This is a genomic window from Pseudomonas sp. TE3552, assembly GCF_056278945.1.
Genome location: NZ_JBWBQJ010000001.1, coordinates 2,579,907 through 2,605,703, shown reverse-complemented (window position 1 = coordinate 2,605,703; position 25,797 = coordinate 2,579,907). Strand labels below are relative to the sequence as shown.

Annotated in this window: 20 protein-coding genes; 17 read left to right on the top strand and 3 right to left on the bottom strand. The window is 59.0% G+C overall.

Features of this window, described 5'->3' with window-relative positions; translation table 11 throughout:
- Positions 1 to 55: 55 nt before the first annotated feature.
- From ACZ9BB_RS11445 to ACZ9BB_RS11410, 8 genes are all read left to right on the top strand, one after another.
- The gene (locus tag ACZ9BB_RS11445; RefSeq protein ID WP_007906781.1) at positions 56 to 946 is read left to right on the top strand and encodes an NAD(+) kinase; all 891 of its coding nucleotides are present in this window, start codon (positions 56 to 58) and stop codon (positions 944 to 946) included.
- Entirely contained in the window at positions 943 to 1,917 is a 975-nt protein-coding gene (locus ACZ9BB_RS11440) for a metallophosphoesterase (RefSeq protein ID WP_476218275.1), read from the top strand. Before ACZ9BB_RS11445 ends, ACZ9BB_RS11440 begins: the two co-directional genes overlap by 4 nt.
- On the top strand, positions 1,914 to 2,783 hold the full coding sequence (locus ACZ9BB_RS11435) for a rhomboid family intramembrane serine protease (RefSeq protein ID WP_476213875.1): 870 nt from the start codon (positions 1,914 to 1,916) through the stop codon (positions 2,781 to 2,783). The genes ACZ9BB_RS11440 and ACZ9BB_RS11435 overlap by 4 nt, the downstream gene beginning before the upstream one ends.
- 34 nt (positions 2,784 to 2,817) lie before the next feature.
- On the top strand, positions 2,818 to 3,078 hold the full coding sequence (locus ACZ9BB_RS11430) for a YeaC family protein (RefSeq protein ID WP_007906784.1): 261 nt from the start codon (positions 2,818 to 2,820) through the stop codon (positions 3,076 to 3,078).
- Positions 3,075 to 3,905 carry a DUF2797 domain-containing protein gene (locus tag ACZ9BB_RS11425; RefSeq protein WP_476213874.1) on the top strand — a complete coding sequence of 277 codons (831 nt, stop codon included), beginning with the start codon at positions 3,075 to 3,077 and terminating at the stop codon, positions 3,903 to 3,905. The genes ACZ9BB_RS11430 and ACZ9BB_RS11425 overlap by 4 nt, the downstream gene beginning before the upstream one ends.
- A 10-nt stretch (positions 3,906 to 3,915) precedes the next feature.
- Positions 3,916 to 6,573 (top strand): aminopeptidase N, encoded by a 2,658-nt coding sequence (gene pepN, locus ACZ9BB_RS11420; RefSeq protein ID WP_476213873.1) that lies wholly within the window; start codon positions 3,916 to 3,918, stop codon positions 6,571 to 6,573.
- A gap of 1,021 nt (positions 6,574 to 7,594) precedes the next feature.
- Positions 7,595 to 8,662 carry a WD40/YVTN/BNR-like repeat-containing protein gene (locus tag ACZ9BB_RS11415; protein ID WP_476213872.1) on the top strand — a complete coding sequence of 356 codons (1,068 nt, stop codon included), beginning with the start codon at positions 7,595 to 7,597 and terminating at the stop codon, positions 8,660 to 8,662.
- Between the two features lie 28 nt (positions 8,663 to 8,690).
- Positions 8,691 to 11,075: an efflux RND transporter permease subunit gene (locus ACZ9BB_RS11410; RefSeq protein ID WP_476213871.1), complete on the top strand. Its 2,385-nt coding sequence runs from the start codon at positions 8,691 to 8,693 to the stop codon at positions 11,073 to 11,075.
- Positions 11,076 to 11,154: 79 nt separating this feature from the next.
- Here ACZ9BB_RS11410 and ACZ9BB_RS11405 read toward each other — a convergent pair whose 3' ends face one another.
- The 3 genes from ACZ9BB_RS11405 to ACZ9BB_RS11395 form a co-directional block, all read right to left on the bottom strand.
- Positions 11,155 to 15,963: a dermonecrotic toxin domain-containing protein gene (locus ACZ9BB_RS11405; RefSeq protein ID WP_476213870.1), complete on the bottom strand. Its 4,809-nt coding sequence runs from the start codon at positions 15,961 to 15,963 to the stop codon at positions 11,155 to 11,157.
- A gap of 126 nt (positions 15,964 to 16,089) precedes the next feature.
- Entirely contained in the window at positions 16,090 to 16,806 is a 717-nt protein-coding gene (locus ACZ9BB_RS11400; protein ID WP_476213869.1) for a FadR/GntR family transcriptional regulator, read from the bottom strand.
- Between the two features lie 126 nt (positions 16,807 to 16,932).
- Positions 16,933 to 18,669 (bottom strand): IlvD/Edd family dehydratase, encoded by a 1,737-nt coding sequence (locus ACZ9BB_RS11395; protein WP_476213868.1) that lies wholly within the window; start codon positions 18,667 to 18,669, stop codon positions 16,933 to 16,935.
- 193 nt (positions 18,670 to 18,862) lie between these two features.
- On the opposite strand from ACZ9BB_RS11395, the gene ACZ9BB_RS11390 reads away from it, so the two are divergent.
- The 9 genes from ACZ9BB_RS11390 to ACZ9BB_RS11350 all read left to right on the top strand — a co-directional run bounded on the left by ACZ9BB_RS11390 (position 18,863) and on the right by ACZ9BB_RS11350 (position 25,742).
- Positions 18,863 to 20,185: an MFS transporter gene (locus ACZ9BB_RS11390; RefSeq protein ID WP_476213867.1), complete on the top strand. Its 1,323-nt coding sequence runs from the start codon at positions 18,863 to 18,865 to the stop codon at positions 20,183 to 20,185.
- 66 nt (positions 20,186 to 20,251) lie between these two features.
- Positions 20,252 to 21,244, top strand: a complete 993-nt coding sequence (araD1, locus tag ACZ9BB_RS11385) for an AraD1 family protein (RefSeq protein ID WP_476213866.1) — start codon at positions 20,252 to 20,254, stop codon at positions 21,242 to 21,244.
- A gap of 10 nt (positions 21,245 to 21,254) precedes the next feature.
- Positions 21,255 to 22,835, top strand: coding sequence for an aldehyde dehydrogenase (NADP(+)) (locus ACZ9BB_RS11380; RefSeq protein ID WP_476213865.1), 1,581 nt, complete (start codon positions 21,255 to 21,257; stop codon positions 22,833 to 22,835).
- Between the two features lie 199 nt (positions 22,836 to 23,034).
- The gene (locus ACZ9BB_RS11375) at positions 23,035 to 23,331 is read left to right on the top strand and encodes a DUF5629 family protein (RefSeq protein ID WP_476213864.1); all 297 of its coding nucleotides are present in this window, start codon (positions 23,035 to 23,037) and stop codon (positions 23,329 to 23,331) included.
- Entirely contained in the window at positions 23,324 to 24,493 is a 1,170-nt protein-coding gene (locus tag ACZ9BB_RS11370) for a lactonase family protein (RefSeq protein ID WP_476218273.1), read from the top strand. The genes ACZ9BB_RS11375 and ACZ9BB_RS11370 overlap by 8 nt, the downstream gene beginning before the upstream one ends.
- A gap of 155 nt (positions 24,494 to 24,648) precedes the next feature.
- Positions 24,649 to 24,828: a hypothetical protein gene (locus tag ACZ9BB_RS11365; RefSeq protein WP_018926171.1), complete on the top strand. Its 180-nt coding sequence runs from the start codon at positions 24,649 to 24,651 to the stop codon at positions 24,826 to 24,828.
- Between the two features lie 206 nt (positions 24,829 to 25,034).
- A complete protein-coding gene (locus ACZ9BB_RS11360; protein WP_007901166.1) occupies positions 25,035 to 25,160 on the top strand; it encodes a hypothetical protein in 126 nt (41 codons plus the stop codon).
- A 115-nt stretch (positions 25,161 to 25,275) separates the two neighbouring features.
- Positions 25,276 to 25,488 carry a hypothetical protein gene (locus ACZ9BB_RS11355; RefSeq protein ID WP_476213863.1) on the top strand — a complete coding sequence of 71 codons (213 nt, stop codon included), beginning with the start codon at positions 25,276 to 25,278 and terminating at the stop codon, positions 25,486 to 25,488.
- Positions 25,485 to 25,742, top strand: coding sequence for a hypothetical protein (locus tag ACZ9BB_RS11350; protein WP_476213862.1), 258 nt, complete (start codon positions 25,485 to 25,487; stop codon positions 25,740 to 25,742). Before ACZ9BB_RS11355 ends, ACZ9BB_RS11350 begins: the two co-directional genes overlap by 4 nt.
- Positions 25,743 to 25,797 lie beyond the last annotated feature (55 nt).

Below are 25,797 nucleotides of genomic sequence, written 5' to 3'. Positions count from 1 at the left end.
CGCCCATAATCGTGTTTTTCGCCGTCGCAGGCCCCCGCATCCTAATAGGAACCCCATGGAGCAATTTCGTAATATCGGCATCATCGGTCGCCTGGGCAGTTCTCAGGTGCTGGATACCGTCCGCCGACTGAAACGGTTTCTGCTCGATCGTCACCTGCACGTGATCCTCGAAGACACCATCGCCGAAGTCCTGCCGGGCCATGGCCTGCAAACCTCGTCGCGCAAGATGCTCGGTGAAGTCTGTGACATGGTGATTGTGGTCGGCGGTGATGGCAGCCTGCTGGGCGCGGCCCGGGCGCTGGCCCGACACAATATTCCGGTACTCGGCATCAACCGTGGCAGCCTGGGGTTCCTGACCGATATTCGCCCCGATGAGCTGGAAGTCAAAGTCGCCGAAGTACTCGACGGCCACTATCTGGTGGAAAACCGCTTCCTGCTGCAAGCCGAAGTCCGGCGCCACGCCGAAGCCATCGGCCAGGGCGATGCGCTGAACGACGTGGTGCTGCACCCCGGCAAATCGACGCGAATGATCGAGTTCGAGTTGTACATCGACGGCCAGTTCGTCTGCAGCCAGAAGGCCGACGGCCTGATCGTCGCCACGCCGACCGGTTCGACCGCCTACGCGTTATCGGCGGGTGGCCCGATCATGCATCCCAAGCTCGACGCTATTGTGATTGTGCCGATGTACCCCCATACCTTGTCAGGCAGGCCGATAGTGGTCGATGGCAACAGTGAGCTGAAAATCGTCGTGTCCAAAGATATGCAGATTTACCCGCAAGTTTCCTGTGACGGGCAGAATCACTTCACCTGCGCGCCCGGTGACACCATCACCATCAGCAAGAAAGCGCAGAAGCTGCGGCTGATTCATCCGCTGGACCACAACTACTATGAAGTCTGCCGGACCAAGCTCGGCTGGGGCAGCAAGTTGGGTGGTGGAGGCGACTGATGCTCGATCCCGCGCGTAGCTACGACCTGATCGGTGACGTGCACGGTTGCGCTCTGACCCTTGAGCACTTGCTCGACCGGCTCGGTTACCACAAGCAGGCAGGCGTCTGGCGGCATCCGTCGCGCATGGCGGTGTTCCTCGGCGACATCATCGACCGTGGCCCGCGGATTCGCGAGGCGCTGCACATCGTCCACGACATGGTCGAGGCCGGCCAGGCGCTGTGCATCATGGGCAACCATGAATTCAACGCCCTGGGCTGGAGCACGCCGGCGCCGCCGGGCAGTGGCAAGCAGTTCGTGCGTGACCATACGCCGCGCCACGCGCGCCTGCTCAAGGAAACCCTGACTCAGTTCGAAGATCATCCCGAGGATTGGCACGACTTCCTGCAATGGTTCTATGAGCTGCCATTGTTCGTCGATGCCGGGCGCTTCCGGGTGGTGCATGCGTGCTGGGACGCCGGCCTGATCGAACCGTTGCGCGGGTTGTTTCCCGATGGCTGCATCGATGAACACTTTCTCCAGGCCTCCGCGGTGCCGGGCAGTTTCGCCTGTACTGTGTTCGATCGCCTGCTGCGCGGCACCGACATGCGCTTGCCCCACGGCTTGACCATGACCAGCGGCGACGGCCTGACACGCTCGTTTTTCCGCACCAAATTCTGGGAAGACGACCCGCAAACCTACGGAGACATCGTGTTCCAGCCCGACGCCTTGCCTGAACCGGTGGCCCGTACGCCGCTGTCGTCCACCGAAAAAGACAACCTGCTGCGTTACGGCATCGATGAGCCGCTGTTGTTTGTCGGCCATTACTGGCGCAGCGGCAAACCGGCGCCGATCCGCCCGAACCTGGCGTGCCTGGATTACAGCGCGGTGCTCTACGGCAAACTGGTCGCTTATCGCCTGGATCAGGAAACCCGCCTCGATCCGCATAAATTTGTCTGGGTCGATGTCGAACGGCCGGAGGTGCTGCAATGACGGCGGTTGCGGTATTGCGCCTGCCTCTGGCGGTGGATTTGAGCGGGTTCGTCAAGCTGCTGCAGCGCATGCAAGTGCCCCATCGGGTCAGCGAAGAGGCGGGCGAGCAAGTGCTGTGGGTGCCGGCCAGCATCAGCGAGGACGTGCGTTCGTTGTACGAACGCTTTCCTGCCGGCGACCCCGATCAACAACTGGATATCCCGATGGCGCCGGCGCAGTCGCGTCCGGGTTTCGTCGAACAGTTGCGCCACAGCAAGGCCACAGCGTTTGTGCTGTTGCTGAGCCTGATCGTCGGCATGGTGACGCTGCTTGGCGATAACCTCGAGACGATGCACTGGCTGACCTTTCTCGATTTTCGCGTGGTCGGCGAATACATCCATTTCACACCACTGGCCGACAGCCTGGCGGCGGGGCAGTGGTGGCGTCTGGTGACACCGATGCTGATCCACTTCGGCATCCTGCACCTGGCCATGAACGGCATGTGGTACTGGGAACTGGGGCGGCGCATCGAGTCGCGGCAGGGCAGCATCAACCTGATTGGCCTGACGCTGCTGTTCAGCCTGGTGTCCAACTACGCCCAGTTCCTTTTCAGTGGCCCGACCCTGTTTGGCGGGTTGTCCGGGGTGCTGTACGGCTTGCTCGGGCATTGCTGGATCTTCCAGCTTCTGTCGCCCAACCCGGCTTATCGCCTGCCGCGTGGGGTACTGGTGATGATGCTGGTGTGGTTGCTGCTGTGCCTGACCGGGCTGGTTTCGATGATCGGTTTTGGCGAAATTGCCAACGCAGCCCATGTCAGCGGGTTACTCATCGGATGCTTCACCGGTTTGTTGGGTGGTTTGTACAACCGCCGTAAACTGGCCCTCTAAAACTGTTATGTGAATAAAGAGCGCGGAGCCCTTGATGTCCTCTTTTAACGAAATGATCAAAAACATCACCCCGGATATCTACCAGAGCCTGAAACTGGCGGTGGAAATCGGCAAATGGTCCGACGGCGGCAAACTCACCGCCGAGCAGCGCGAATTGTCGCTGCAAGCGATGATCGCCTGGGAAATCCAGAACCTGCCGGAGGAAGAGCGCACCGGTTACATGGGCCCGCAGGAGTGCTCGTCGAAGTCGATCGAAGTGCCAAACATCCTGTTCAAATCGGATGCCATCCATTGATCGAGATTGGCCGCGGTGCAATCAGCAAAATGTCGGCGCGTCTTGACGGGCCGAACGTGCAGTACGCTTTTCGTCTGGGCGACGCCGAGGTACCGGTCAATCCGTTGATCGGCAGCACGGTGCGCCTGGAATACCTGGGGGCGATCCATTGCACCCATTGCGGACGCAAGACCAAAACCAGCTTCAGCCAGGGCTACTGCTACCCGTGCATGACCAAACTGGCCCAGTGCGACATCTGCATCATGAGCCCGGAGCGTTGTCACTTCGACGCCGGCACCTGTCGCGAGCCTGAGTGGGGCGAAAAATTCTGCATGACCGACCATGTGGTTTACCTGGCCAATTCGTCAGGGATCAAGGTCGGGATTACCCGCGCCACCCAGCTGCCGACCCGCTGGCTCGATCAGGGCGCTAGCCAGGCCTTGCCGATCGTGCGCGTCGCGACCCGCCAGCAGTCGGGCTTTGTTGAGGATCTGTTCCGTAGCCAGGTTGCCGACAAGACCAACTGGCGTGCTTTACTCAAGGGCGATGCGGTGTCGGTGGATCTGGTGCAGGTTCGCGATCAGCTGTTCGAGAGCTGTGCGGACGGTTTGCACAGTTTGCAGGAACGATTCGGCCTACAAGCAATCCAGACAATTACCGATGTCGAACCTCTGGAAATCCGCTATCCGGTCGAGCAATACCCGGCCAAGATTGTCAGCTTCAACCTGGACAAGAACCCGATTGCCGAAGGCACGCTGCTGGGGATCAAGGGCCAGTACCTGATTTTCGACACCGGCGTGATCAATATTCGTAAATACACGGCCTACCAGCTCGCCGTGCATCAGTAAGGACTCCAGCATGCGCACCGAACAACCGAAGATGATCTACCTGAAGGACTATCAGGCGCCCGAGTACCTGATCGACGAGACGCACCTGACCTTCGAGTTGTTCGAGGACCACAGCCTGGTCCATGCGCAACTGGTGATGCGCCGCAACCCTGAACGTGGCCCGGGCCTGCCGCCGCTGGTGCTGGATGGTCAGCAACTCGACTTGTTGTCGGTGACGTTGGCTGATCGCGAACTGAGCGCTGCCGACTATCAACTGACCGAGAACCACCTGACCCTGCACCCGGCCAGTACAAGCTTCACGGTCGACACCAGCGTCCGGATCCACCCGGAAACCAACACGGCCCTGGAAGGCCTGTACAAATCCGGCACGATGTTCTGTACCCAGTGCGAAGCCGAAGGTTTCCGCAAGATCACCTATTACCTCGACCGCCCGGACGTGATGAGCACGTTCACCACCACGGTGGTCGCCGAGCAGCACAGCTATCCGGTGTTGCTGTCCAACGGCAACCCGATTGCCTCGGGCCCCGGCGAAGACGGCCGGCACTGGGCGACCTGGGAAGACCCGTTCAAGAAGCCTGCCTACCTGTTCGCGCTGGTGGCCGGTGACCTGTGGTGCGTCGAAGACACCTTCACCACCATGACCGAGCGCTCCGTGGCGCTGCGCATTTACGTCGAGCCGGAAAACATCGACAAGTGCCAGCACGCGATGAACAGCCTGAAGAAGTCCATGCGTTGGGACGAAGAAGTCTACGGTCGCGAGTACGACCTGGACATCTTCATGATCGTCGCGGTCAACGACTTCAACATGGGCGCCATGGAAAACAAGGGCCTCAACATCTTCAACTCCAGCGCCGTGCTGGCCCGCGCCGAAACGGCTACCGACGCCGCGCACCAGCGTGTAGAAGCGATCGTTGCCCACGAATACTTCCACAACTGGTCGGGCAACCGTGTGACCTGCCGCGACTGGTTCCAGTTGTCGCTGAAAGAAGGCTTCACCGTGTTTCGCGATTCGGAATTCTCTGCCGACATGAACTCGGCCACGGTCAAGCGCATCCAGGACGTGGCGTACCTGCGCACCCACCAGTTCGCCGAAGACGCCGGCCCGATGGCCCACGCCGTGCGCCCGGACAGCTTCATCGAGATTTCCAACTTCTACACCCTGACCGTGTACGAAAAGGGTTCGGAAGTGGTCGGCATGATCCACACCTTGCTTGGCGCCGACGGTTTCCGCAAAGGCAGCGACCTGTACTTCGAACGCCATGACGGCCAGGCCGTGACCTGCGACGACTTCATCAAAGCCATGGAAGACGCCAACGGTGTTGATCTGACCCAATTCAAGCGCTGGTACAGCCAGGCCGGTACACCGCGTCTGGCGGTTAGCGAGTCCTACGACGCAGCGGCAAAAACCTACAGCCTGACCTTCCGCCAGAGCTGCCCGGAAACCCCGGACAAGGTTGAGAAGTTGCCGTTCGTGATTCCGGTGGAGCTGGGCCTGCTTGATTCGAAAGGCGCGGCGATTGCATTGCGTCTGTCCGGTGAAGCCAGTGCTCAAGGCACTTCGCGGGTTATCTCGGTGACTGAAGCCGAGCAGACCTTCACCTTCGTCGACATCGCTGAAAAACCGCTGCCGTCATTGCTGCGCGGTTTCTCGGCACCAGTGAAACTGAGCTTCCCGTACGACCGCGATCAACTGATGTTCCTGATGCAGCACGACAGCGACGGTTTCAACCGTTGGGATGCCGGCCAGCAATTGTCGGTGCAGGTGCTGCAAGAGCTGATCGCCCAGCAGCAGAAGGGCGAGGCGCTGGTGCTGGATCAGCGTTTGGTTGCAGCGCTGCGTACCGTGCTGTCCGACGAAACACTGGATCAGGCGATGGTCGCGGAAATGCTTTCGCTGCCGGGCGAGGCATATCTGACTGAGATCAGTGAAGTGGCTGACGTAGACGCCATTCATACGGCTCGCGAGTTTGCCCGTAAGCAATTGGCTGAAGGTTTGTTCGAGGCATTGTGGCTGCGTTATCAGGCCAATCGCGATCTCTCGAAGAAAACGCCGTATGTGGCCGAGGCCGAGCATTTCGCCCGCCGCGCGCTGCAAAACATTGCGTTGTCGTACCTGATGCTCAGCGGCAAGCCGGAAGTTTTGGCGGCAACCCTTGAGCAGTTCGACACCAGCGACAACATGACCGAGCGCCTGACCGCATTGGCAGTGTTGGTGAATTCGCCGTTCGAAGAACAGAAAGCCACGGCGTTGGCGAGCTTCGCCGAGCACTTCAAGGACAATCCGCTGGTCATGGATCAGTGGTTCAGCGTTCAGGCTGGCAGTGTATTGCCAGGCGGCCTGGCGCGGGTCAAAGCCTTGATGCAACACCCGGCGTTCAACATCAAGAACCCGAACAAAGTGCGGGCACTGATCGGTGCGTTTGCCGGGCAGAACCTGATCAACTTCCATGCGGCGGATGGTTCCGGGTATCGGTTCCTGGCGGATTTGGTGATCGAGTTGAACGGGTTTAACCCGCAGATCGCCTCTCGCCAACTGGCTCCGCTGACTCGGTGGCGCAAGTACGATGATGCTCGTCAGGCGTTGATGAAAGGTGAGCTGGAGCGCATTCGTGCTTCGGGTCAGCTGTCCAGCGATGTGTTTGAAGTGGTCAGCAAGAGCCTGGCCTGAGTTTGGCCTTGCTCCTTCAGGGTCCACTCGGACCCCGTAGGAGCGAGGCTTGCCCGCGAAGGCGGCCTGATAGCCGACCGGGCTCTTTGATCGTGTACATATCCGTTTCTGCGGTAACGGCTACTTATGGTTTCGCCCTTACGGCGAGTCCCTTTTGGCAAACGCCCGGAGTGCCGGCCCAGCCAAAAGGAACCAAAAGGTCTCGCCCCAAACGTACGGCCCCTCGCTAAGGCTCGGCGTTCCTTCGCTCCGGTATCCATCTGGGGGCATCGCCCTACGGTCTGCTTCGCTACGACCTACATGCGATGAGTTCGACTGCGTCGAACGGCGCTGCGCGCCAATCCCCAGATGAACACCTCCACTCAGCCTCCCGAAGGGGCGGGTAGATCAAGATCAAAAGCCAAAGCAAAGCAAATGCAAGATCAAAAGATCGCAGCCTCGCTTCGCTCGACAGCTCCTACAGGGAAATGCGTTCGCTTGAGATCAGGCCGGCCTGTAGGCCGCCTTGCTTTTGATTTTGACGCACCGCCCCCTCGAGAGGCCGAGTGGAGGTTCTGTGTAGTGGGCAACCCGGCATGGATGCCGGGTTAGCCGCGTACGGCCATGGATGGCCGATCGCGGCGGGCCCACGGAGCAGGACCGGAGCGAGGGCATGCCGAGCCTGGGCGAGGCACCGAACGAAAGGGGCAGAAGCCCTTTGGTTACTTTGGGGCTTTTCCAAAGTGACCCGCTGTAAGAGCGGAACCAATAGCCGCCGTTACCGCAGAAACGGATATGTACACCAATCACCCCACCTGATACCCAATCATTCACCCACAACCCATTCCCCCTCCAGTTAACAAAACATAACGTGGCGTCGATTGTCAGACCTTTCCAAACCCCGATAGGATAAGCCCAGCTTCCGAAGGGGCTCTGGATTGCGGGTTTCAGGACTATGCTTCTTAATAGGCCAATCCGGTGAGCACCCCCTACGGCGCCCTGAAAGGTTGAACGGCCTAACAATAATAATGGGGGAAGGTCTATGAGTGAGCCTGTCATGGGTGTGAGTATTTGCCGCCCGCCGGCGTTACGCAGGTTCGCGTTGCTGGCTACAGCGCTCTCGCTGTTGGGCTGTACCGTGCTGTCGGCACCTGTGCTGGCTGCTGCCGCGTCGGCGTCCGACGTGGTCTATTCCGTTGAATCCGCCAAGGCCAGCAAAGGCCTGATGCTCGATGTCGTGCACGCCGGCAAGCGCCTGGTGGCGGTCGGCGATCGCGGGCACATTCTGTATTCCGATGACCAGGGCGCGACCTGGACCCAGGCCAAGGTGCCGACCCGGCAACTGCTGACAGCAGTGTATTTTGTCGATGACAAACACGGCTGGGCCGTCGGCCATGACGCGCAGATCCTCGCCAGTGAAGACGGCGGCGTCACTTGGACCAAGCAATTCGAAGACTTGAAACGCGAGTCGCCGCTGCTTGATGTCTGGTTCAAGGACGTCAACAGCGGCTTTGCCGTGGGCGCTTACGGTGCCTTGCTGGAAACCACCGACGGTGGCAAAAACTGGGAAGACGTCAGCGATCGCCTGGACAACGAAGACCAGTACCACCTCAATGCTATTGCTGCAGTCAAGGATTCCGGCATTTTCATCGTCGGCGAGCAGGGCAGCATGTTCCGTTCCGCCGATGACGGGCAAACCTGGGAAAAGCTGGAAGGCCCCTACGACGGCTCGCTGTTCGGTGTGATCGGCACCGCGCAACCGGCCACGCTGTTGGCCTATGGATTGCGCGGCAATCTTTACCGTTCCACTGATTTCGGCAGCACCTGGGAGCAGGTCGAACTCAAGGCTGCACGCGGTGCGCTGGAATTCGGCCTGTCTGGCGCCACGCTGCTTGAAGACGGTTCCATCGTGATCGTCGGCAACGGCGGCAGCGTCATTCGCAGCAGCGACGACGGTGAAACCTTCAGCGTGTTCAACCGCCCGGATCGCATCTCCGTCTCGGCGGTCACGGCCGCGGGCAACGGCAATCTGATTCTGGCAGGACAGGGTGGCGTTCGCGTCACTTCGCCCACCGGCGCAGAGAATGGAAAAAACGGGTCGTCCAAATGAGCCGGGCAAATAATAAGAAGGCGGGTCTATGACATCCTTACGCACTCCTCATCAGGACAAGGCGACGTTTCTTGAGCGCCTGATCTTCAACAACCGCCCAGCGGTGATCGTCATCTGTCTGCTGGTCAGCATTTTCCTGTTCTGGCAGGCGACGCTGATCCGACCGTCCACCAGTTTCGAAAAAATGATCCCGCTCGAGCATCCGTTCATTGAAAAGATGATGGAGCACCGCAACGATCTGGCGAACCTGGGCAACACGGTACGGATTTCCGTGGAGGCCACCGATGGCGACATCTTCTCCAAGGAGTACATGGAGACCCTGCGCCAGATCAACGACGAGGTGTTCTACATCTCCGGCGTCGACCGTTCCGGCCTCAAGTCGCTGTGGAGCCCGAGCGTGCGCTGGACCGAGGTGACGGAGGAGGGCTTCGCCGGCGGTGAAGTGATTCCCCAGAGCTATAACGGCTCCCAGCAAAGCCTCGACCTGCTGCGCAACAACGTGCTCAAGTCCGGGCAAGTCGGGCGGCTGGTGGCCAACGACTTCAAGTCGAGCATCGTCGACATCCCGCTGCTGGAGTCCTACCCGGACCCGCAGGACCAGGGCAAGTTGCTGGCACTGGACTACCGCAAGTTCTCCCACGAACTCGAAGACAAGATCCGCAACAAGTTCGAAGCCCAGAACCCCAACGTGAAGATCCACATTGTCGGGTTCGCCAAAAAAGTCGGCGACCTGATCGATGGGTTGGTCATGGTGGTGATGTTCTTCGGTGTCGCCTTCGTCATTACCCTGATTCTGCTGTACTGGTTCACCAACTGCATGCGCAGCACCGTGGCGGTATTGAGTACGACGCTGGTGGCGGTGGTCTGGCAACTGGGCTTGATGCACTTCTTCGGCTTCGGGCTTGATCCGTACTCGATGCTGGTGCCGTTCCTGATTTTCGCCATCGGGATTTCCCACGGCGTGCAGAAAATCAACGGTATCGCCTTGCAGTCCAGCGAAGCGGACAACGCTCTGACCGCTGCGCGCCGCACATTCCGTCAGCTGTTCCTGCCGGGGATGATCGCGATCCTGGCGGATGCAGTGGGCTTCATCACCCTGTTGATCATCGACATCGGCGTGATTCGTGAGCTGGCCATCGGCGCGTCCATTGGCGTGGCGGTGATCGTGTTCACCAACCTGATCCTGCTGCCGGTGGCGATTTCCTACGTCGGTATCAGCAAACGCGCCGTCGAACGCAGCAAGAAAGACGCGCACCGCGAACATCCGTTCTGGCGCCTGCTGTCGAACTTTGCCAGTCCGAAAGTCGCACCGATCTCCATTGCCCTGGCGTTGATCGCCTTCGGTGGCGGCCTCTGGTACAGCCAGAACCTGAAAATCGGCGACCTCGACCAAGGCGCACCGGAACTGCGTCCGGACTCGCGTTACAACAAGGACAACAGCTTCATCATCAACAACTACTCCACCAGTTCCGACGTGTTGGTGGTGATGGTCAAGACCAAATCCGAAGGGTGCTCGCGTTATGAGGCCATGGCGCCGATCGACGAGCTGATGTGGAAGATGCAGAACACCGAGGGCGTGCAGTCGGCCATTTCCCTGGTGACCGTGTCCAAGCAGATGATCAAGGGCATGAATGAGGGCAACCTGAAATGGGAAACCCTGTCGCGCAACCCGGACGTGCTGAACAACTCCATCGCCCGTGCCGATGGTCTGTACAACAACAATTGCTCCCTGGCGCCGGTGCTGGTGTTCCTCAACGACCACAAGGCCGAAACGCTGGACCGCGCCGTCCATGCGGTGCAGGACTTTGCCAAGGACAACAACAAGGAAGGTCTGGAATTCATCCTCGCCGCCGGTAACGCCGGGATCGAAGCGGCCACCAACGAGGTGATCAAACGCTCCGAACTGACCATTCTGGTTCTGGTGTACATCTGCGTCGCGACCATGTGCATGATCACCTTCCGCTCCTGGGCGGCGACCTTGTGCATCGTGCTGCCGCTGGTGTTGACCTCGGTACTTGGCAACGCCCTGATGGCATTCATGGGGATCGGCGTGAAAGTCGCGACCTTGCCAGTGGTGGCGCTCGGGGTGGGGATCGGCGTGGACTACGGGATCTACATCTACAGCCGTCTGGAAAGCTTCCTGCGTGCCGGCCTGCCGTTGCAAGAGGCGTACTACCAGACGCTGAAGTCCACCGGTAAAGCCGTGCTGTTCACCGGCCTGTGCCTGGCGATTGGCGTGTGCACCTGGATCTTCTCGGCGATCAAGTTCCAGGCCGACATGGGCCTGATGCTGACCTTCATGCTGCTTTGGAACATGTTCGGCGCATTGTGGCTGCTGCCAGCGCTGGCACGGTTCCTGATCAAACCAGAGAAACTGGCGGGGCAGAAGGGCAACTCGCTGTTTGCTCACTGATCCCTGGCTGAAACAGAAAAGCCGCAATCATGGGTTGCGGCTTTTTTTATCGCGTGTTGTTCAGGGTTGGAAACTTGATTCAGAGTTTTAAGAACAGTGTTTCATCCAGTGGCGGTTTGATCAGCGATTTCTCCAGATTGGCCACGGCACGGTTGTCGGCGGCGGCCTGCCGGATAAGATCCTTGCGTGTCAGAAAGCGCTGCTCCGGTAGTTTTAAATGGCCAATGCTGTAGTCCGGTCGAGGCATATCAAGGCTGGCGTAATGAAAGTGCGCATACCATAAAACGTTAAATGTGTTCTTTTCGCGTACCGCATATTCGGTGAGATAGTCTCCGGCAGCCGTCGGTATCAAACGCCCCACCAGATTGATGTCAACGAAACCGTTCTTCCATAAGTAGTGGATGTTTTCTGCCTTGGGCAGCTGTTTTTTGTAGCCCTCGCAGCAATACAGACGTGCCTGGCGAGTTGTTATGAGCGCCTCGTCACGAAGGGTTTTGCTCAGTTGTGCTGCCTCGGTCTCGGAAGGGTGGGTGCTATCAATTTCATAGGCAAGGGCGTCGAGTTTTTCGGCATGCTGGATCAGCATGTCATTCCAGTCCAGGGGGTTGAGGCTTTCGAGCCGACCAGGGTCCTGTAGCTTTTTCTGTTGGAAGCGTATCGAGTTTTCGATTCCCGCCCGTTGGCCAATCAGCGCGTGCATTTCCTTTTTTATTGCCGATAAAGGTCGCGACCCTGGCGGCAATGTTGGTTGAGTGGGCAGGCCCTGCACGACTTCAACCCAGACACCTTCCTCGGGGTGTTCCATGTAGCTGGCAATCTTCTGTTCGGTAATCGGATCTTGAACATCGATGAAACGACCTTGATTGTTTTCCCGAGAGGGTCTGATGTCGCCGATCAGGGTGCCTTTGTTGCGGGACTTGAATACCCTTTTGGTGGACGGCTTGGTCCTGATCGGTTTGGTATGTGCGGACTGGGGCGCGACCCCTTCGTTTTCTCGAATCAGTGCAGCCAGCTGCTCTTCGGCGCTGACGTGCGCTTCATTGAGTTGCTTCAGAAACGGTGTTTGATATTCAGTGCGCACAAAGCCAGATGCCATTTCATTCAACGAACGGACAGCATTGTCGATTTCCTCGTAGTGCTTGAGGATGTTTTCTAGGACGGCTATCTGCTCGGAGGTTGCGTAGCCGGAGCTACTGCAGATCTCCATGTGGGACAGCACTGTGCTGTCCATTGAAGAGCCGACGAGTCGCATTACAAAGGGATACTCTGCCGGATCTCTGGAGCGGCAACTGCGTTCCAGAACCAATTCTTTAAGCGACAGCAATTGATGTAACTTGATGGAAGCGGGGAGGTAGTTTTCGGCATTGAACAAGTGCTTCACTATTTTTCGACTGCGCAGTTTTTCACCTGCCTGTTCCTGAGTCGTTTCAAGTGTTTTGGCGGACTCGATGAGCCTGTTGGTTATCTCGACTTCTGCCCGCCGGTTGTCGACAAATTCGAAATAGGCTGTCGGTATTTCCTGACCCAGTTCTTCAGGAAAACGGGCGACGAGTTCATTGAGGTATTCCCCATTCCTGGTCTGAAGGAGATCGCGCCCCAACAGCTTTATTTGCTCATGAACGATATCCAGAGCGTCCCAGATGAGTAAAAGCCCATTATCACGTTCGCTCTCGTAAGGCCTGGTTCTGTCGACTTCGATCAAGGCGTTGTACGCGTCGGTCAACTTCGGCATCTCTGCGTTCAACGTGTCAATGCGCTCCTTGTAAATATTCAGCTCTCTGTCATGTATAGCGGCGGCCTCTGCTGTCTTGAGCACTTCCTGGCTATGACGCGAGGTCAGCTGGACCTTTTGCTCTGGTGTAGCCTTGCCGAGCAACTCCCATACGATCCTGAGCTTTTTCTTTTGTGCGTCGAGCATTTCCCTCGCGGAAAACAATGATCTCCTCGCCTCTGATTGAGAGAGTACCAATGGCGCGAGGGCCTGCTTCAGGCGATCCTTATTAGTGGTCAGTTCATGTAGCCGGAGCCGGTTTTCATCGCGCACCGCCTGGAGTCGCCCCCTCATGCCGCCTTCAAGCTTCAATCCCCGATCCAGTCGCCAGTTCCCCTTGCCGTCGCTGGCGAGTTTGAAACCGGGGTGATCGGAATGGGCCGGATCTGCCAGGTAGACCTCTGCGAAGCCCGGCACGACGCTGACCTGGAAAAAAAGTCCGCCAATGCTGGCGTGCCAGGTATCGTCGATCCGGAAAAGTCCCTTCAGAGAACCGTTTTTCTCGGCCGGTGGCAACTTCTGCGGCCATGGCACGTGAAAGTCCAACAAGGCATTGAGCAGCTTGTCGGCCGCTTTAGAGGTGGCAATGGAACTGGTGAAATCCAGCACCGTATGGCTGCCACCTACTGGTTCCTGTGGGATGCCCGGCGAACCTTGATGAACGAGGGCGGCAGGCATCGGTTCTGCGTGATTTGCCAGTCTGCGCCAGGGTTTCAGGCGCGGGGCGGTTTGTTCAGGATTTTTCGATGGCAATGGCTGATGGGCGCTCTCCGAGCTGGCTCCCAGGTGCAACAGCACCATCGCGGTATTGAGTAGCAGATCAATCAGCGCTAACTCTTTGGCTTTCGGATCGTCGCTGTCGAGGGCGGGCAGGTCCTGTTTGAGGCTGGTGATCAGTACCGTCATCCATCCGGCAAGCATCAGCGGCCCTCGCGTCAGCGGTAGCAGCAGCGTATTGAAGAGTAACCATGCACCCTCCATGAGAATGGCCCAACGGCTTTCACTGTTGGACACCGATTCACGCTCGCCCAGATCGACCAAGGTGCGAGCGGTGCTGGTGAATAGGTAGTTGAGCAGTCGACCGTCGTGCAGCGACTGGCGCAATACTTCTGCACCATCATTGCTGGCCAAGGTTGTGGGGGCAGGTTTTCGTGGGCGTTCGAATTCGTCGCCCAAGTGAAAGCGAACAATGTGCGGTTCCTTGAACCCGTCATTGTCGTAAATGTCTCGTACATTGTCCTCCATCCATGTAAGCACGCTGGCTTGCAATGCGCCGGATTCGGCAATGGCCGCGAGGACGGCCTGGCGCGACGGGTACTCCAGCAGGGCTTCGGCGTACAACGGACGATAAAGAAGATGTGGGCCAACGTTCGGATCAAGGGGTTCGATCAGGAACATATTGTCCACCGTATCGGGTTTGGCACCGGACTTTCTGTGAAACGCCAGCGGACGGATGACGATGTCCTGTTCGTCGACTTTGCGCTCAGAAGGTGTCTGCCCCATCAGCGCTTTGACGTAGCGATAACCCTTGTCGGTCAAGCCACATTGTTTTCTAACCTTGTACTCCAGCGCGCGCATCGGTAACTGGACTCGCAGTTCGCGGGTAAACAGGGCTTCTCGGCGCCGGGCATCCACGGTGTCCGATAGTAATAACGTCTTGATCCTTTGCGGATAGACCGTACCGATGTCGACGCGCTGGATCAGGCCTTTGCTGCCGAGTATATAGTCCTCGTTCAACCAGTCTTCGGGAGTCTGTCCGTCCTTGCGCAAAACCCGCAGGCGGCCACGGGGCTTGCCGGCGAGATTCTTCAGGGCCAGATCAGTCAGGGACATGCGCACATGTTCGATAAAACCGGCACCTCCCGGATAGCCAGCAGCGACGGCGAAGTCCAGCACCAGCTCGTCGGGGTTGTAGTCGACGTTGTGATCTTGCTTTATCTGCGCTCGCAGCGCCTCGCGGCTGAAGCTTCGGATATCTTCGATGCCTTCATTAAATGACTGTCCATGGCTTTGAGCGGTGACGTTTGCGAGGTCGAACAGGTGCTGTCGATAGGCGAAGCGATCAGTGACCGAAGCCTGTTTCAGCCAATCGGGCAATTGCGAGTGTAGCTGTGCCAGCATCGCTGGTTGCGCTGTCGATTGTCGGATGAATAACGTTGTCGGGTCTGTGAGGGTGTCCAGACGTTGCGTCAGGTCTTTCTCGCTCGTGGCGCCGGAAAAGGATAATGCGGCCAGGTCTTTGAGCTGCCGATCAAAGATCAGACCCGCCTGGAGCTCGAACAGATCACCATTGGGCTCATAGCGTTTCCAGGTGAGACGGTCGATCAAAAACTCGCTTTGCATCTTCTTCCCCCAGGCGCTGCCGAAGTCATCCAGGGAATCGAAAGGTTGGACGCGGCCGTCAACGCTGCACAGCAATACTTGTTTTTCACGCATCAGCAGAATTTCAGGCCCGAGCAGAAGTATTTCGTTATCGTCTTTGCCGAGTGTCGTTTCCAGAAAGCAGGCGTAAACGGTTCTGCTGGTCTTGGGCGAGCGCTCGACTCTGTCGGGCCAGTCCGTGACCTGCCGCACCATGTCTCGCTGTTCGTCACTCAGATTCGAGGCGTATAAGGCTGCAGCTTTCAACTGGTCATGGAGGAACTCGCTGAACCATTGCCAGCGACAGATGCCGCTGTCGTCGGTCAGGCTCCAGTAGTCAGCCAACGCCTGCTGATAATCGAGGTAAAGCGTCGATGGCAGCTCGGCAATGATGCTGGCAATGATTTGCATGTCCACGTGAGGCTTGGCTGCGGTGTCCAGGCGTTTGGGTGGTAGTTGCGTGAGGAAAAACGCCCTTGAGTCCTGTGGGGTGAAGTCCAGCATCTGCGGGTTGACCAGATGGTCGATAACCACTTGGCTCAACGGCTTCAGATCCCAATGTCCACCGACAGCGGGGCTGGCCAGCTTGATCTTTATCGGATCGAAATCCAGTGTGGGGTAATGCTCCAGCAACCTGTCGCGTAATGCATTGATAATCACAGAAAGCAGTGTCGGTCGACTGGCGAATCGCTGCTGAACCGCCCGGGCGGGCAGTTGGCTGAATGGAGGAGATACCGGTGCAACAGGGTTGAGCATGACGAAATCCTTTTCGTGTTATAGGTCGGCGCTGTCATAGCGTCCGTGCCTCTGGGCCGGATCATCGGCCCTGAGCAGGAAATCTCATTCTGTCACCGCCTGTGCGGAATGGGTTATGGCATGCGGTTACAAGACTTGACCGAGTACCGTGCTTAGCGCACTGCGCGCATCATCCAGTTGCACCAGCGTTGCATGCCGGGCACCGAGGGCGTCACGGTTTTCGATAGCCGTCAGGATCGCCTTGTGCCGTGGCAGTGCCAGTTCATGCAGGTTTGGCCGTTGGTTGGAATGCTTCAGGGCTTCGGCAATCGCCACCGACAACATGTTGCACAGGTTCGCCAGCAAGTCATTGTGGGTCGCGTCGGCGATGCGGCTGTGGAAATCCAGGTCCGGCTGCAGCAAGGCTTCCGGCGTCGGCGCCGCTTCCATGCGTTGATAGGCTTCACCGATGGAGGCGATGTCTTCGTCGGTGGCGAACTGCGCGGCCAACGCGGCGGCGGCCGGCTCAATGATACTGCGCACGCTGGTCAGCAGATCAAAGAATTCATTTTGCGGACTGCTTTGCATCAGCCAGTGCAGCACGTCCGGGTCAAGCATGTGCCATTCCTTGCGCTGCTTGACCACCGTGCCAACCCGCGGACGGGAATACACCAGGCCCTTGGCAACCAGCACTCGAGTGGCTTCGCGCAGGACCGGACGGCTGACTGCATACTCCTCGCACAACAGGGCTTCGGCGGGCAGTTTGTCGTCAGGTTTGAAACGTCCCGAGACGATCTGCATGCCCAATTCCTGGACGATGCGCGAATGCATGCTTTTGCGGTCAGAGGGTTTGCGGTAATCCATGGGGAACGGCGCGATCCTGTGCGAGGGAGTGCCGCGCATGATAGCAGGCGCGGCGGGCACAATCATTGTGGCGAGGGAGCAAGCTCCCTCGCCACAGGTTCTGCTTTGGTTACAGAATCCAGAGGGTCAGTGAGAGTGACGCGGCACCTCGGCCCCACGACAACCGACGAGGAAGTCGAAGTCGCAGCCCTGATCCGCTTGCAGTACATGGTCGATGTACAGTTGGCGATAGCCGCCCACCAGCAACTGTTGCGGCGGTTGCAGGTCGGCCATGCGTGCTGCCAGCTCCGCATCCGGAATGTCCAGATGCAAACGTCCATTGGCGCAATCAAGCTCGATCCAGTCGCCTTCCTTCACTGCTGCCAAAGGCCCGCCGGCCGCGGCTTCCGGTGCCACATGCAAGACCACCGTGCCGTATGCCGTGCCGCTCATGCGCGCATCGGAAATGCGCACCATGTCGGTCACACCCTGGGCCAGCAGCTTGGCCGGCAAGCCCATGTTGCCGACTTCGGCCATGCCCGGATAACCCTTCGGCCCGCAGTTCTTCATCACCAGAATCGAGTTGGCATCCACGTCCAGTTCCGGGTCGTTGATCCGCGCCTTGTACATGTCGAAGTTCTCGAACACCACGGCACGGCCACGGTGCTGCATCAACTCGGCACTCGCGGCCGAGGGCTTGAGCACCGCTCCGAGTGGCGCCAGGTTGCCGCGCAATACACAAATGCCGCCGTCGGCCCGGATCGGTTTGTCGAGGGTACGGATCACTTCGTCCTGGCCGTAGATAGGCGCGTCCTTGGTATTCTCGCTGATGGTTTTGCCGTTGACGGTGAGGGCGTTCGGGTTCGGAATCAGGTTGGCTTCGCCGAGGCGACGCAGCACTGCGGGCAAGCCGCCGGCGTAATAGAACTCTTCCATCAGGAAGCGCCCGGACGGTTGCAGGTCGACAATGGTCGGCATGCCGCGACCGATGCGCGTCCAGTCATCCAGGTCCAGCTCTACACCAATGCGCCCGGCGATGGCTTTCAAGTGGATCACCGCGTTGGTCGAGCCGCCGATGGCGGCGTTCACCCGAATGGCGTTTTCGAAGGCTTCCTTGGTGAGGATTTTCGACAGTTTCAAATCTTCGCGAACCATCTCTACCGCGCGCATGCCGGACATGTGAGCGAGTACATAACGACGCGCATCGACCGCCGGAATCGCCGCGTTGTGGGGCAGGGAAGTGCCGAGTGCTTCGGCCATGCAGGCCATGGTCGAGGCCGTGCCCATGGTGTTGCAGGTGCCTGCCGAGCGCGACATGCCACCTTCGGCCGCAAGGAAATCATCGAGGGTGATGGTGCCAGCCTTGACCTGTTCGCTGAGCTGCCAGACCACCGTACCCGAACCAATGTCCTGGCCCTTGTGCTTGCCGTTGAGCATCGGCCCGCCGGTGACGACGATGGCCGGCACGTCGCAACTGGCCGCGCCCATCAGCAGCGCCGGGGTGGTTTTGTCGCAGCCGGTGAGCAGCACCACGCCATCGATCGGGTTACCGCGAATGGCTTCTTCGACGTCCATGCTCGCCAGGTTACGGGTGAGCATGGCGGTGGGGCGCAGGTTCGATTCGCCGTTGGAGAACACCGGGAATTCCACTGGAAAACCGCCGGCTTCGATCACCCCGCGTTTGACGTGCTCCGCGATCTGGCGGAAATGCGCGTTGCACGGGGTCAGTTCCGACCAAGTGTTACAGATGCCGATGATCGGCTTGCCGTGGAACTGATGGTCGGCGATGCCCTGATTCTTCATCCAGCTGCGGTACATGAAGCCGTTCTTGTCGGCGGTGCCAAACCATTGGGCGGAGCGCAGGGTGGGTTTCTTATCAGACATGATCGGTTCTCTTATTGTATGACTATATTGTTCGAGCTACGGCGTAACATAAGCGCAAGTTCCGCTGTTTGGAAGTGTTGTTGCTAAAATAGTATTACTATATAGTCGATTTCAACGGAGGGATGGCCCTGGTGGTTTTCCGCGAGAGGCGTCCCCCGAGGTTCTATAACAACAACAATCGGAGACCGAACTCATGAGCCAGGAATTGCGGCTTATACGTCGCATCACGTTGAAACTGATTCCCTTCCTGATCCTGCTGTACCTGATCGCCTATGTGGATCGCTCCGCCGTGGGGTTCGCCAAGCTGCACATGGGCGCCGACGTCGGCATCGGTGACGCGGCTTACGGATTTGGCGCCGGGCTGTTCTTCATTGGCTACTTTCTGCTGGAGATCCCCAGCAACCTGATGCTCGACCGCTTCGGCGCCCGACGCTGGTTCGCGCGGATCATGGTCACCTGGGGCGCCATCACCATCGGCATGGCGTTCGTCCAGGGACCGAACAGCTTCTATGTGATGCGCTTTCTGCTCGGCGCGGCCGAAGCCGGGTTCTTTCCGGGCGTGCTGTACTACATCACCCAATGGTTCCCGATTCGCCATCGCGGCAAGATCCTCGGGTTGTTCATCCTTTCCCAACCCATTGCGATGATGATCACCGGCCCGGTGTCCGGCGGCTTGCTCGGCATGGACGGCATTCTTGGGCTGCACGGTTGGCAGTGGCTGTTCATCGTCATCGGTACGCCAGCGATCCTGCTGACCTGGCCGGTGTTGCGTTACCTGCCGGACGGCCCGCAACAGGTGAAATGGATGGACCAGGCCGAGAAGGACTGGCTGACCGCTGAGCTGCAAAAAGACCTCGCCGAATACGGCCAGACCCGCCACGGCAATCCGCTGCATGCGTTGAAGGACAAACGTGTGTTGCTGCTGGCGCTGTTTTATCTGCCGGTAACCCTGAGCATCTACGGTCTCGGTTTGTGGCTGCCGACCCTGATCAAACAGTTCGGCGGCAGCGACCTGGTGACCGGGTTCGTGTCGTCGGTGCCGTACATCTTCGGGATCATCGGTTTGCTGATCGTGCCGCGCAGTTCCGACCGTTTGAATGATCGCTACGGGCATCTGGCGGTGTTGTATGTGTTGGGTGCCATCGGCCTGTTCCTCAGCGCCTGGCTGTCGGTGCCGGTGCTTCAACTGGCAGCGCTGTGCCTGGTGGCGTTCGCGCTATTTTCCTGCACCGCGGTGTTCTGGACCTTGCCGGGGCGCTTCTTTGCCGGCGCCAGTGCGGCGGCGGGAATCGCCTTGATCAACTCGGTGGGCAACCTCGGCGGCTACATCGGTCCGTTCGTGATTGGTGCGTTGAAGGAATACACCGGCAACCTGGCGTCGGGGCTGTACTTCCTGTCTTGCGTGATGGTGTTCGGCCTGGTTCTGACCGGTGTGGTTTATCGGCTGCTGGAGCGCAAGCATGTGCTGCCGGCCGAGCAGTTCGCCGCCAGCGCCCGGGGCGCTACCCGTACCTGAGGTCAACACGATTCAAATGTGGGAGCGGGCTTGCGGCGTTTTCGGGTTTGTTTACAGGAGAAAGACATGCGTTTAGTTCAGTTCGAATTGAGTAATGGCGAACGCCGCGTCGGCGTGGTCGACGACGGCCTGGTGCGCGAAGTGCGGGATGCGCACACGGTGCGGGATCTGGCGCTGGCGGCGATCGAGGCGGGGGTCAATCTTGAGCGGCAGGTTCAAACCTTGGGGCTGGGCATCAGCCATGACTATTCAGCGCTGCTGGCCAATCTGCAAATCCTCCCGCCGCTGGATCACCCCGATCCGGCGCACATGCTGGTCAGCGGCACCGGCCTGACCCACTTGGGCAGTGCGTCGGCCCGGGACAAGATGCATCAACAGGCCGGCGACGAAGCCGCCATGACCGACACCATGCGCATCTTCAAGTGGGGCGTGGAGGGCGGTAAGCCCGCAGCCGGCCAAGCCGGCGTGCAACCGGAGTGGTTCTACAAGGGTGACGGCAGCATCGTTGTGCGACCGGGCAAACCATTTCCGCTGCCGCCGTTTGCCGAAGATGCCGGGGAGGAGCCTGAACTCAGCGGCCTCTATGTGATCGGCCACGACGGCAAACCGTATCGCCTCGGTTTCGCGGTGGGCAACGAGTTCTCCGATCACGTGATGGAGCGCAAGAATTACCTGTATCTGGCTCACTCGAAACTGCGCAGTTGCAGCTATGGTCCGGAGCTTCGGGTCGGTGAATTACCCCAACACCTGGCGGGTACCAGTCGCATCCTGCGTGACGGCGAGGTGCTGTGGCAGAACGAGTTTCTCAGTGGCGAAGCCAACATGTGCCATAGCCTGGAAAACCTCGAGTACCACCATTTCAAGTACAGCCAGTTCCTGCGCCCTGGCGACGTGCACATTCACTTTTTCGGCACCGCGACCCTGTCCTACGCCGACGGCATTCGTACCCGGCCGGGTGATGTGTTCGAGATCAGCCAGGCCGAGTTCGGCGCGGCCTTGATCAACGGCATCGCAGCGGTTGAAGCAGCGTTCGAACCCGGCACCGTCGGCACACTTTAAGGAGACAAGCATGACTCGGATTCTTGGTCACAACTACATTGGTGGTCAGCGTAGCGCTGCTGGCGCGGTGAAACTGCAGAGCGTCGATGCGAGCAGCGGTGAGGCCTTGCCTCATGATTTCTATCAGGCTACCCCTGAAGAGGTCGATGCCGCCGCGAAGGCTGCCGCCGCTGCTTACCCGGCCTATCGCAGCCTGAGCGCCGAACGCCGCGCACAATTTCTCGATGCGATTGCCGATGAACTGGACGCCCTGGGCGATGAGTTCGTGGCCGTGGTCTGCCGCGAAACCGCGTTGCCCATGGCGCGGATTCAAGGCGAGCGTGGTCGCACCAGCGGCCAGATGCGTCTGTTCGCCAAAGTGCTGCGGCGTGGTGATTTCTATGGCGCGCGGATTGATCGAGCGCTGCCTGAACGTACGCCATTGCCGCGTCCGGATCTGCGTCAGTACCGCATCGGCCTAGGGCCGGTCGCCGTGTTTGGCGCGAGTAACTTTCCGCTGGCCTTTTCCACGGCTGGCGGCGACACGGTTTCGGCATTGGCCGCCGGTTGCCCGGTGGTGTTCAAGGCCCACAGTGGCCACATGGCAACCGCCGAGTGGGTAGCCGACGCCGTGATCCGCGCCGCCGAGAAAACCGCCATGCCGGCCGGTGTGTTCAACATGATCTACGGCGGCGGGGTGGGCGAAGCGCTGGTCAAGCACCCGGCGATTCAGGCGGTCGGTTTCACCGGTTCACTGAAGGGCGGGCGAGCGCTGTGCGACATGGCCGCGGCAAGGGCGCAGCCGATTCCGGTGTTCGCCGAGATGTCGAGCATCAACCCGGTGATCGTGTTGCCGCAAGCGCTGGAAACCCGCGCTGAAAGTATCGCTCGTGACCTCACGGCGTCGGTGGTGCAGGGTTGTGGGCAGTTCTGTACCAATCCGGGGTTGGTGATCGGTCTTCGTTCGCCGCAGTTCAGTGCGTTCGTGCAGCAAGTGGCAGGATTGATTGGCGATCAACCGGCGCAAACCATGCTCAATGCCGGCACGTTGAGCAGTTACGGCAAAGGCCTGCAGAAGCTCCTCGCACATCCGAAAATCGAGCACTTGGCCGGCAACCCGCAACAAGGCAATCAGGCGCAACCGCAACTGTTCAAGGCGGATGTGAGCCTGTTGCTCGATGGCGATGAAGTGCTGCAAGAGGAAGTATTCGGGCCGACCACGGTGTTCGTCGAAGTGGCGGATCAGGCGCAACTCAATGCCGCGCTGAACGGCCTGCACGGGCAACTGACGGCGACCATCATTGGCGAGTTGGCAGATTTCGAACAGTTCGGTGAGCTGACGGCATTGCTGGAACAGAAGGTCGGGCGGATCCTGCTCAACGGCTATCCGACCGGCGTGGAAGTCTGTGACTCGATGGTTCATGGCGGACCGTATCCGGCGACATCCGATGCGCGCGGTACCTCGGTGGGCACCCTGGCCATCGACCGTTTCCTGCGCCCGGTGTGTTTCCAGAACTACCCCGACAGCTTGCTGCCGGAAGCGCTGAAGAATGGCAATCCATTGCGCATTCAACGCCTGGTCGATGGCAAGCCATCGCGCGAAGCACTCTAACGGTTGTACGCAGTCCCTGTGGGAGCGGGCTTGTGGCGAGGGGGCTTGCCCCCGTTGGGCTGCGAAGCAGCCCCAAAACCTCTGATGCACCAAAGAATTTGTGAGTGCTACGCACTCAAACGGGGGCAAGCCCCCTCGCCACAGGTTCGCTTTCACTTTGAGCTATCATTGCGCCTTTCCCATTCAAAGATTGACTGCCATGACTGCCGTATCCAACACCTTGCTAAATGCCCTCGAAGTCTGCGACATGCTGGAGATCGACGGGCTGCACGCGTTCGACTTCTCTCTCGATGAAGACGATAACCTGCACATCGAATGCATGGACGGCCGGGTGCTCAAGCGCTGGGAGTTCAGCATGGCCCAGATCGCGGCGGCGACGTTCGACCCCGACTTGAAGAGCTGGATCATTACCGGTGATTCCGGCGAGCACCGGCTGGTGCCTATGGAAGCGTTCGGCGGTGGTGACGATGAGGACGAAACGAATGAGGATGCGTAACTTCTGGCCACTGTTGATGGCCGGCAGCGTCGGCGCGATGGGCGTGCAAGCAGCCCCGGTCGACAGTTACGAATTGCTGGTGGGCTCTTACACCGCCGGCCAGAGCCAAGGGATTTATCGTCTGAGCTTCGACAGCCGCACCGGGCAGATCGACGCCAAACCCCTGCAAGTGGTGAAGAGCGCCAACCCGTCCTGGCTGACCGTGTCCAAGGATCAACAACACCTGTTCGTGGTCAACGAAAACGGCCCGGGGCAGGCCGATCCGGTCGGGCGTGTCAGCAGTTATGCGATTGATCCCAAGACCCATGAGTTGAGCCTGATCAACCAGGTGCAAACCCTGGGCAACGAACCGACGCACTCGAGCGTCAGCGGCGATGCCAGTCACGTGTTTGTCAGCAACTACTCGGTGGCTGAAGACCCGGGTGGCACCCTGGCGGTGTTGCCGGTGGGCACCGATGGCACGCTCAAGCCTGTGGTGCAGATGAGCAGTCATCCGTCCAGCCGGGTCAATCCCGAGCGGCAGATGTCGGCGCACGTGCATTCGGTGGTTTCATCGCCGGATGGCCAGTACGTGTTTTCCAACGACCTGGGGGCGGACAAGATCTTCGTCTATCGCTTCGACCCCAAGGCCAATCCGGAACGGCCGTTGACCGCCGCCAAACCGGCCTCTGTCCAGTTGCCCCCCGGCAGCGGGCCGCGGCACTTGCTGTTCAGCGCCGATGGCAAGCGCGCCTGGCTGACCATGGAAATGAGCGCGCAGGTCGCGGTGTTCGATTACCGCGACGGCAAGCTTGAGCAAACGCAGTTGGTTGATCTGGCGGCGGGTCTGCCGACATCGGGCAAGGCTGCGGCTGCGCTTCACGCCTCGGCCGATGGCAAGTTCCTGTACGTCAGCAACCGTGGCACCACCAATCAGTTACTGGTATTCGCCATCGACCCGGCGACCGGGCACCTCAAGGAGCTTCAGCGCCGCTCGGTGGACGGTGATCACCCGCGTGAGTTCAGCCTCGACCCGAGTGGCAAGTTCGTGTTGATTGCCAACCAGAAGAGCAACCAGATTGTCGTCGTCGAGCGCGACGCCAAGACCGGGCTGTTGGGTAAAACCGTGCAGAAACTGCCGATGGACGCCCCCAGCGATCTCAAGTTCCTGCTGCGTCAATAGACCGCAGGCCCCGGTTGATGGGGCCTGCAACCTTCTATTAATGAGACTGATATCGGCTAATGCTACAAAGCATTTCAAGGCGTCGACCTTCGGGAGTTAAGTTTGCTTCACGGCCCAACCGGGCAAGCAAGCCAACTGAATCGAGGAATACCGCTATGAACTTCAATCTCTTCTCCGTCATCGCCGCTTCCGCTATCTCAGCCACCGTTGCACTGCCAGCCAGCGCCAACGTTGAAATCAGCGACAAAAAATCCCACACCCAAAGCTACACCCAGAAATACCTGCAACAGAGCGCCAACTTCTACGCCGCGCTGGATCACAAAAACCAACACTGAAATCTGAAGCCTGCACCTTTTATGCAGGAGCGAAGTCACTTGCCGATCGACCTGTAAAGCGTCGAAAAGCCTCGAAGTGATGTCGCTCCTGCATAACGCGTTTACGACAGCATCATATTGCCATCAATGTATTGCTTGATATCACATAGCCATGAGTTTAAATTTGACGCTGATTTTTTGACTCCTTCCCTAAAAGGATCGACAGCATGGCGATGCGTTTGGCAGTGGTTCTCCTGTTTCTCTATTCCACCCCGATTCTGTCGGCTGCCCAGCCCGTTCCCAACGAGCCGGACGCGGCCCGTGAGCGCTTGATGAGCTTTATCGAGGACTGAAACACGCTGGGTTCAAGATCAATAAAACTGATAGCTACTATGCATAAAGGCCGCTAGTTATCTTCTGTTTTTTGATCGATTCTGTGGGCACTGAAACATGCCCACGGAGAACACCATGGCCAGCGCAATCCTCACTTCTGCCAAACACGGCGCCTACCTGGCCATTGGTCTTTACGTGGCCATGGTGTTGGTCGTCAGCCTTTCGGCTCAATCGCAACAAAGCCTTCAAGCACCGATTCAGGTCGCTTATCCCGCCATTCAATTCGAACACCGCGCTCAAAGCGTAATGGTCGATCACGCCGACGTGGCGGGAGTGGTGGGGGCATGAAAGGACGCAAACTCTGGGTCATCGCCTTCCTGGCGTTCATGACCAATGGCGCTTCTTTGCTTGGGATCGGCCAGGGCTCGGCAGGGTCGGTGGCACGGGCCATTGAATGCAACCACAACATCGCCCACAACATTCAGACCGCCAAGGCTCTGGAGCTGTTGGTGGGCAATCCGCCAATCAAACCCAATGGCGAATTCTTCGGGCCGTTCCAGGTAGATTGCTCGGCATTGGGGATGTGCTCGGTATTAACCTGAATCCCCCGGCCTATTGTGGCGAGGGAGCTTGCTCCCGCTCGGCTGCGCAGCAGTC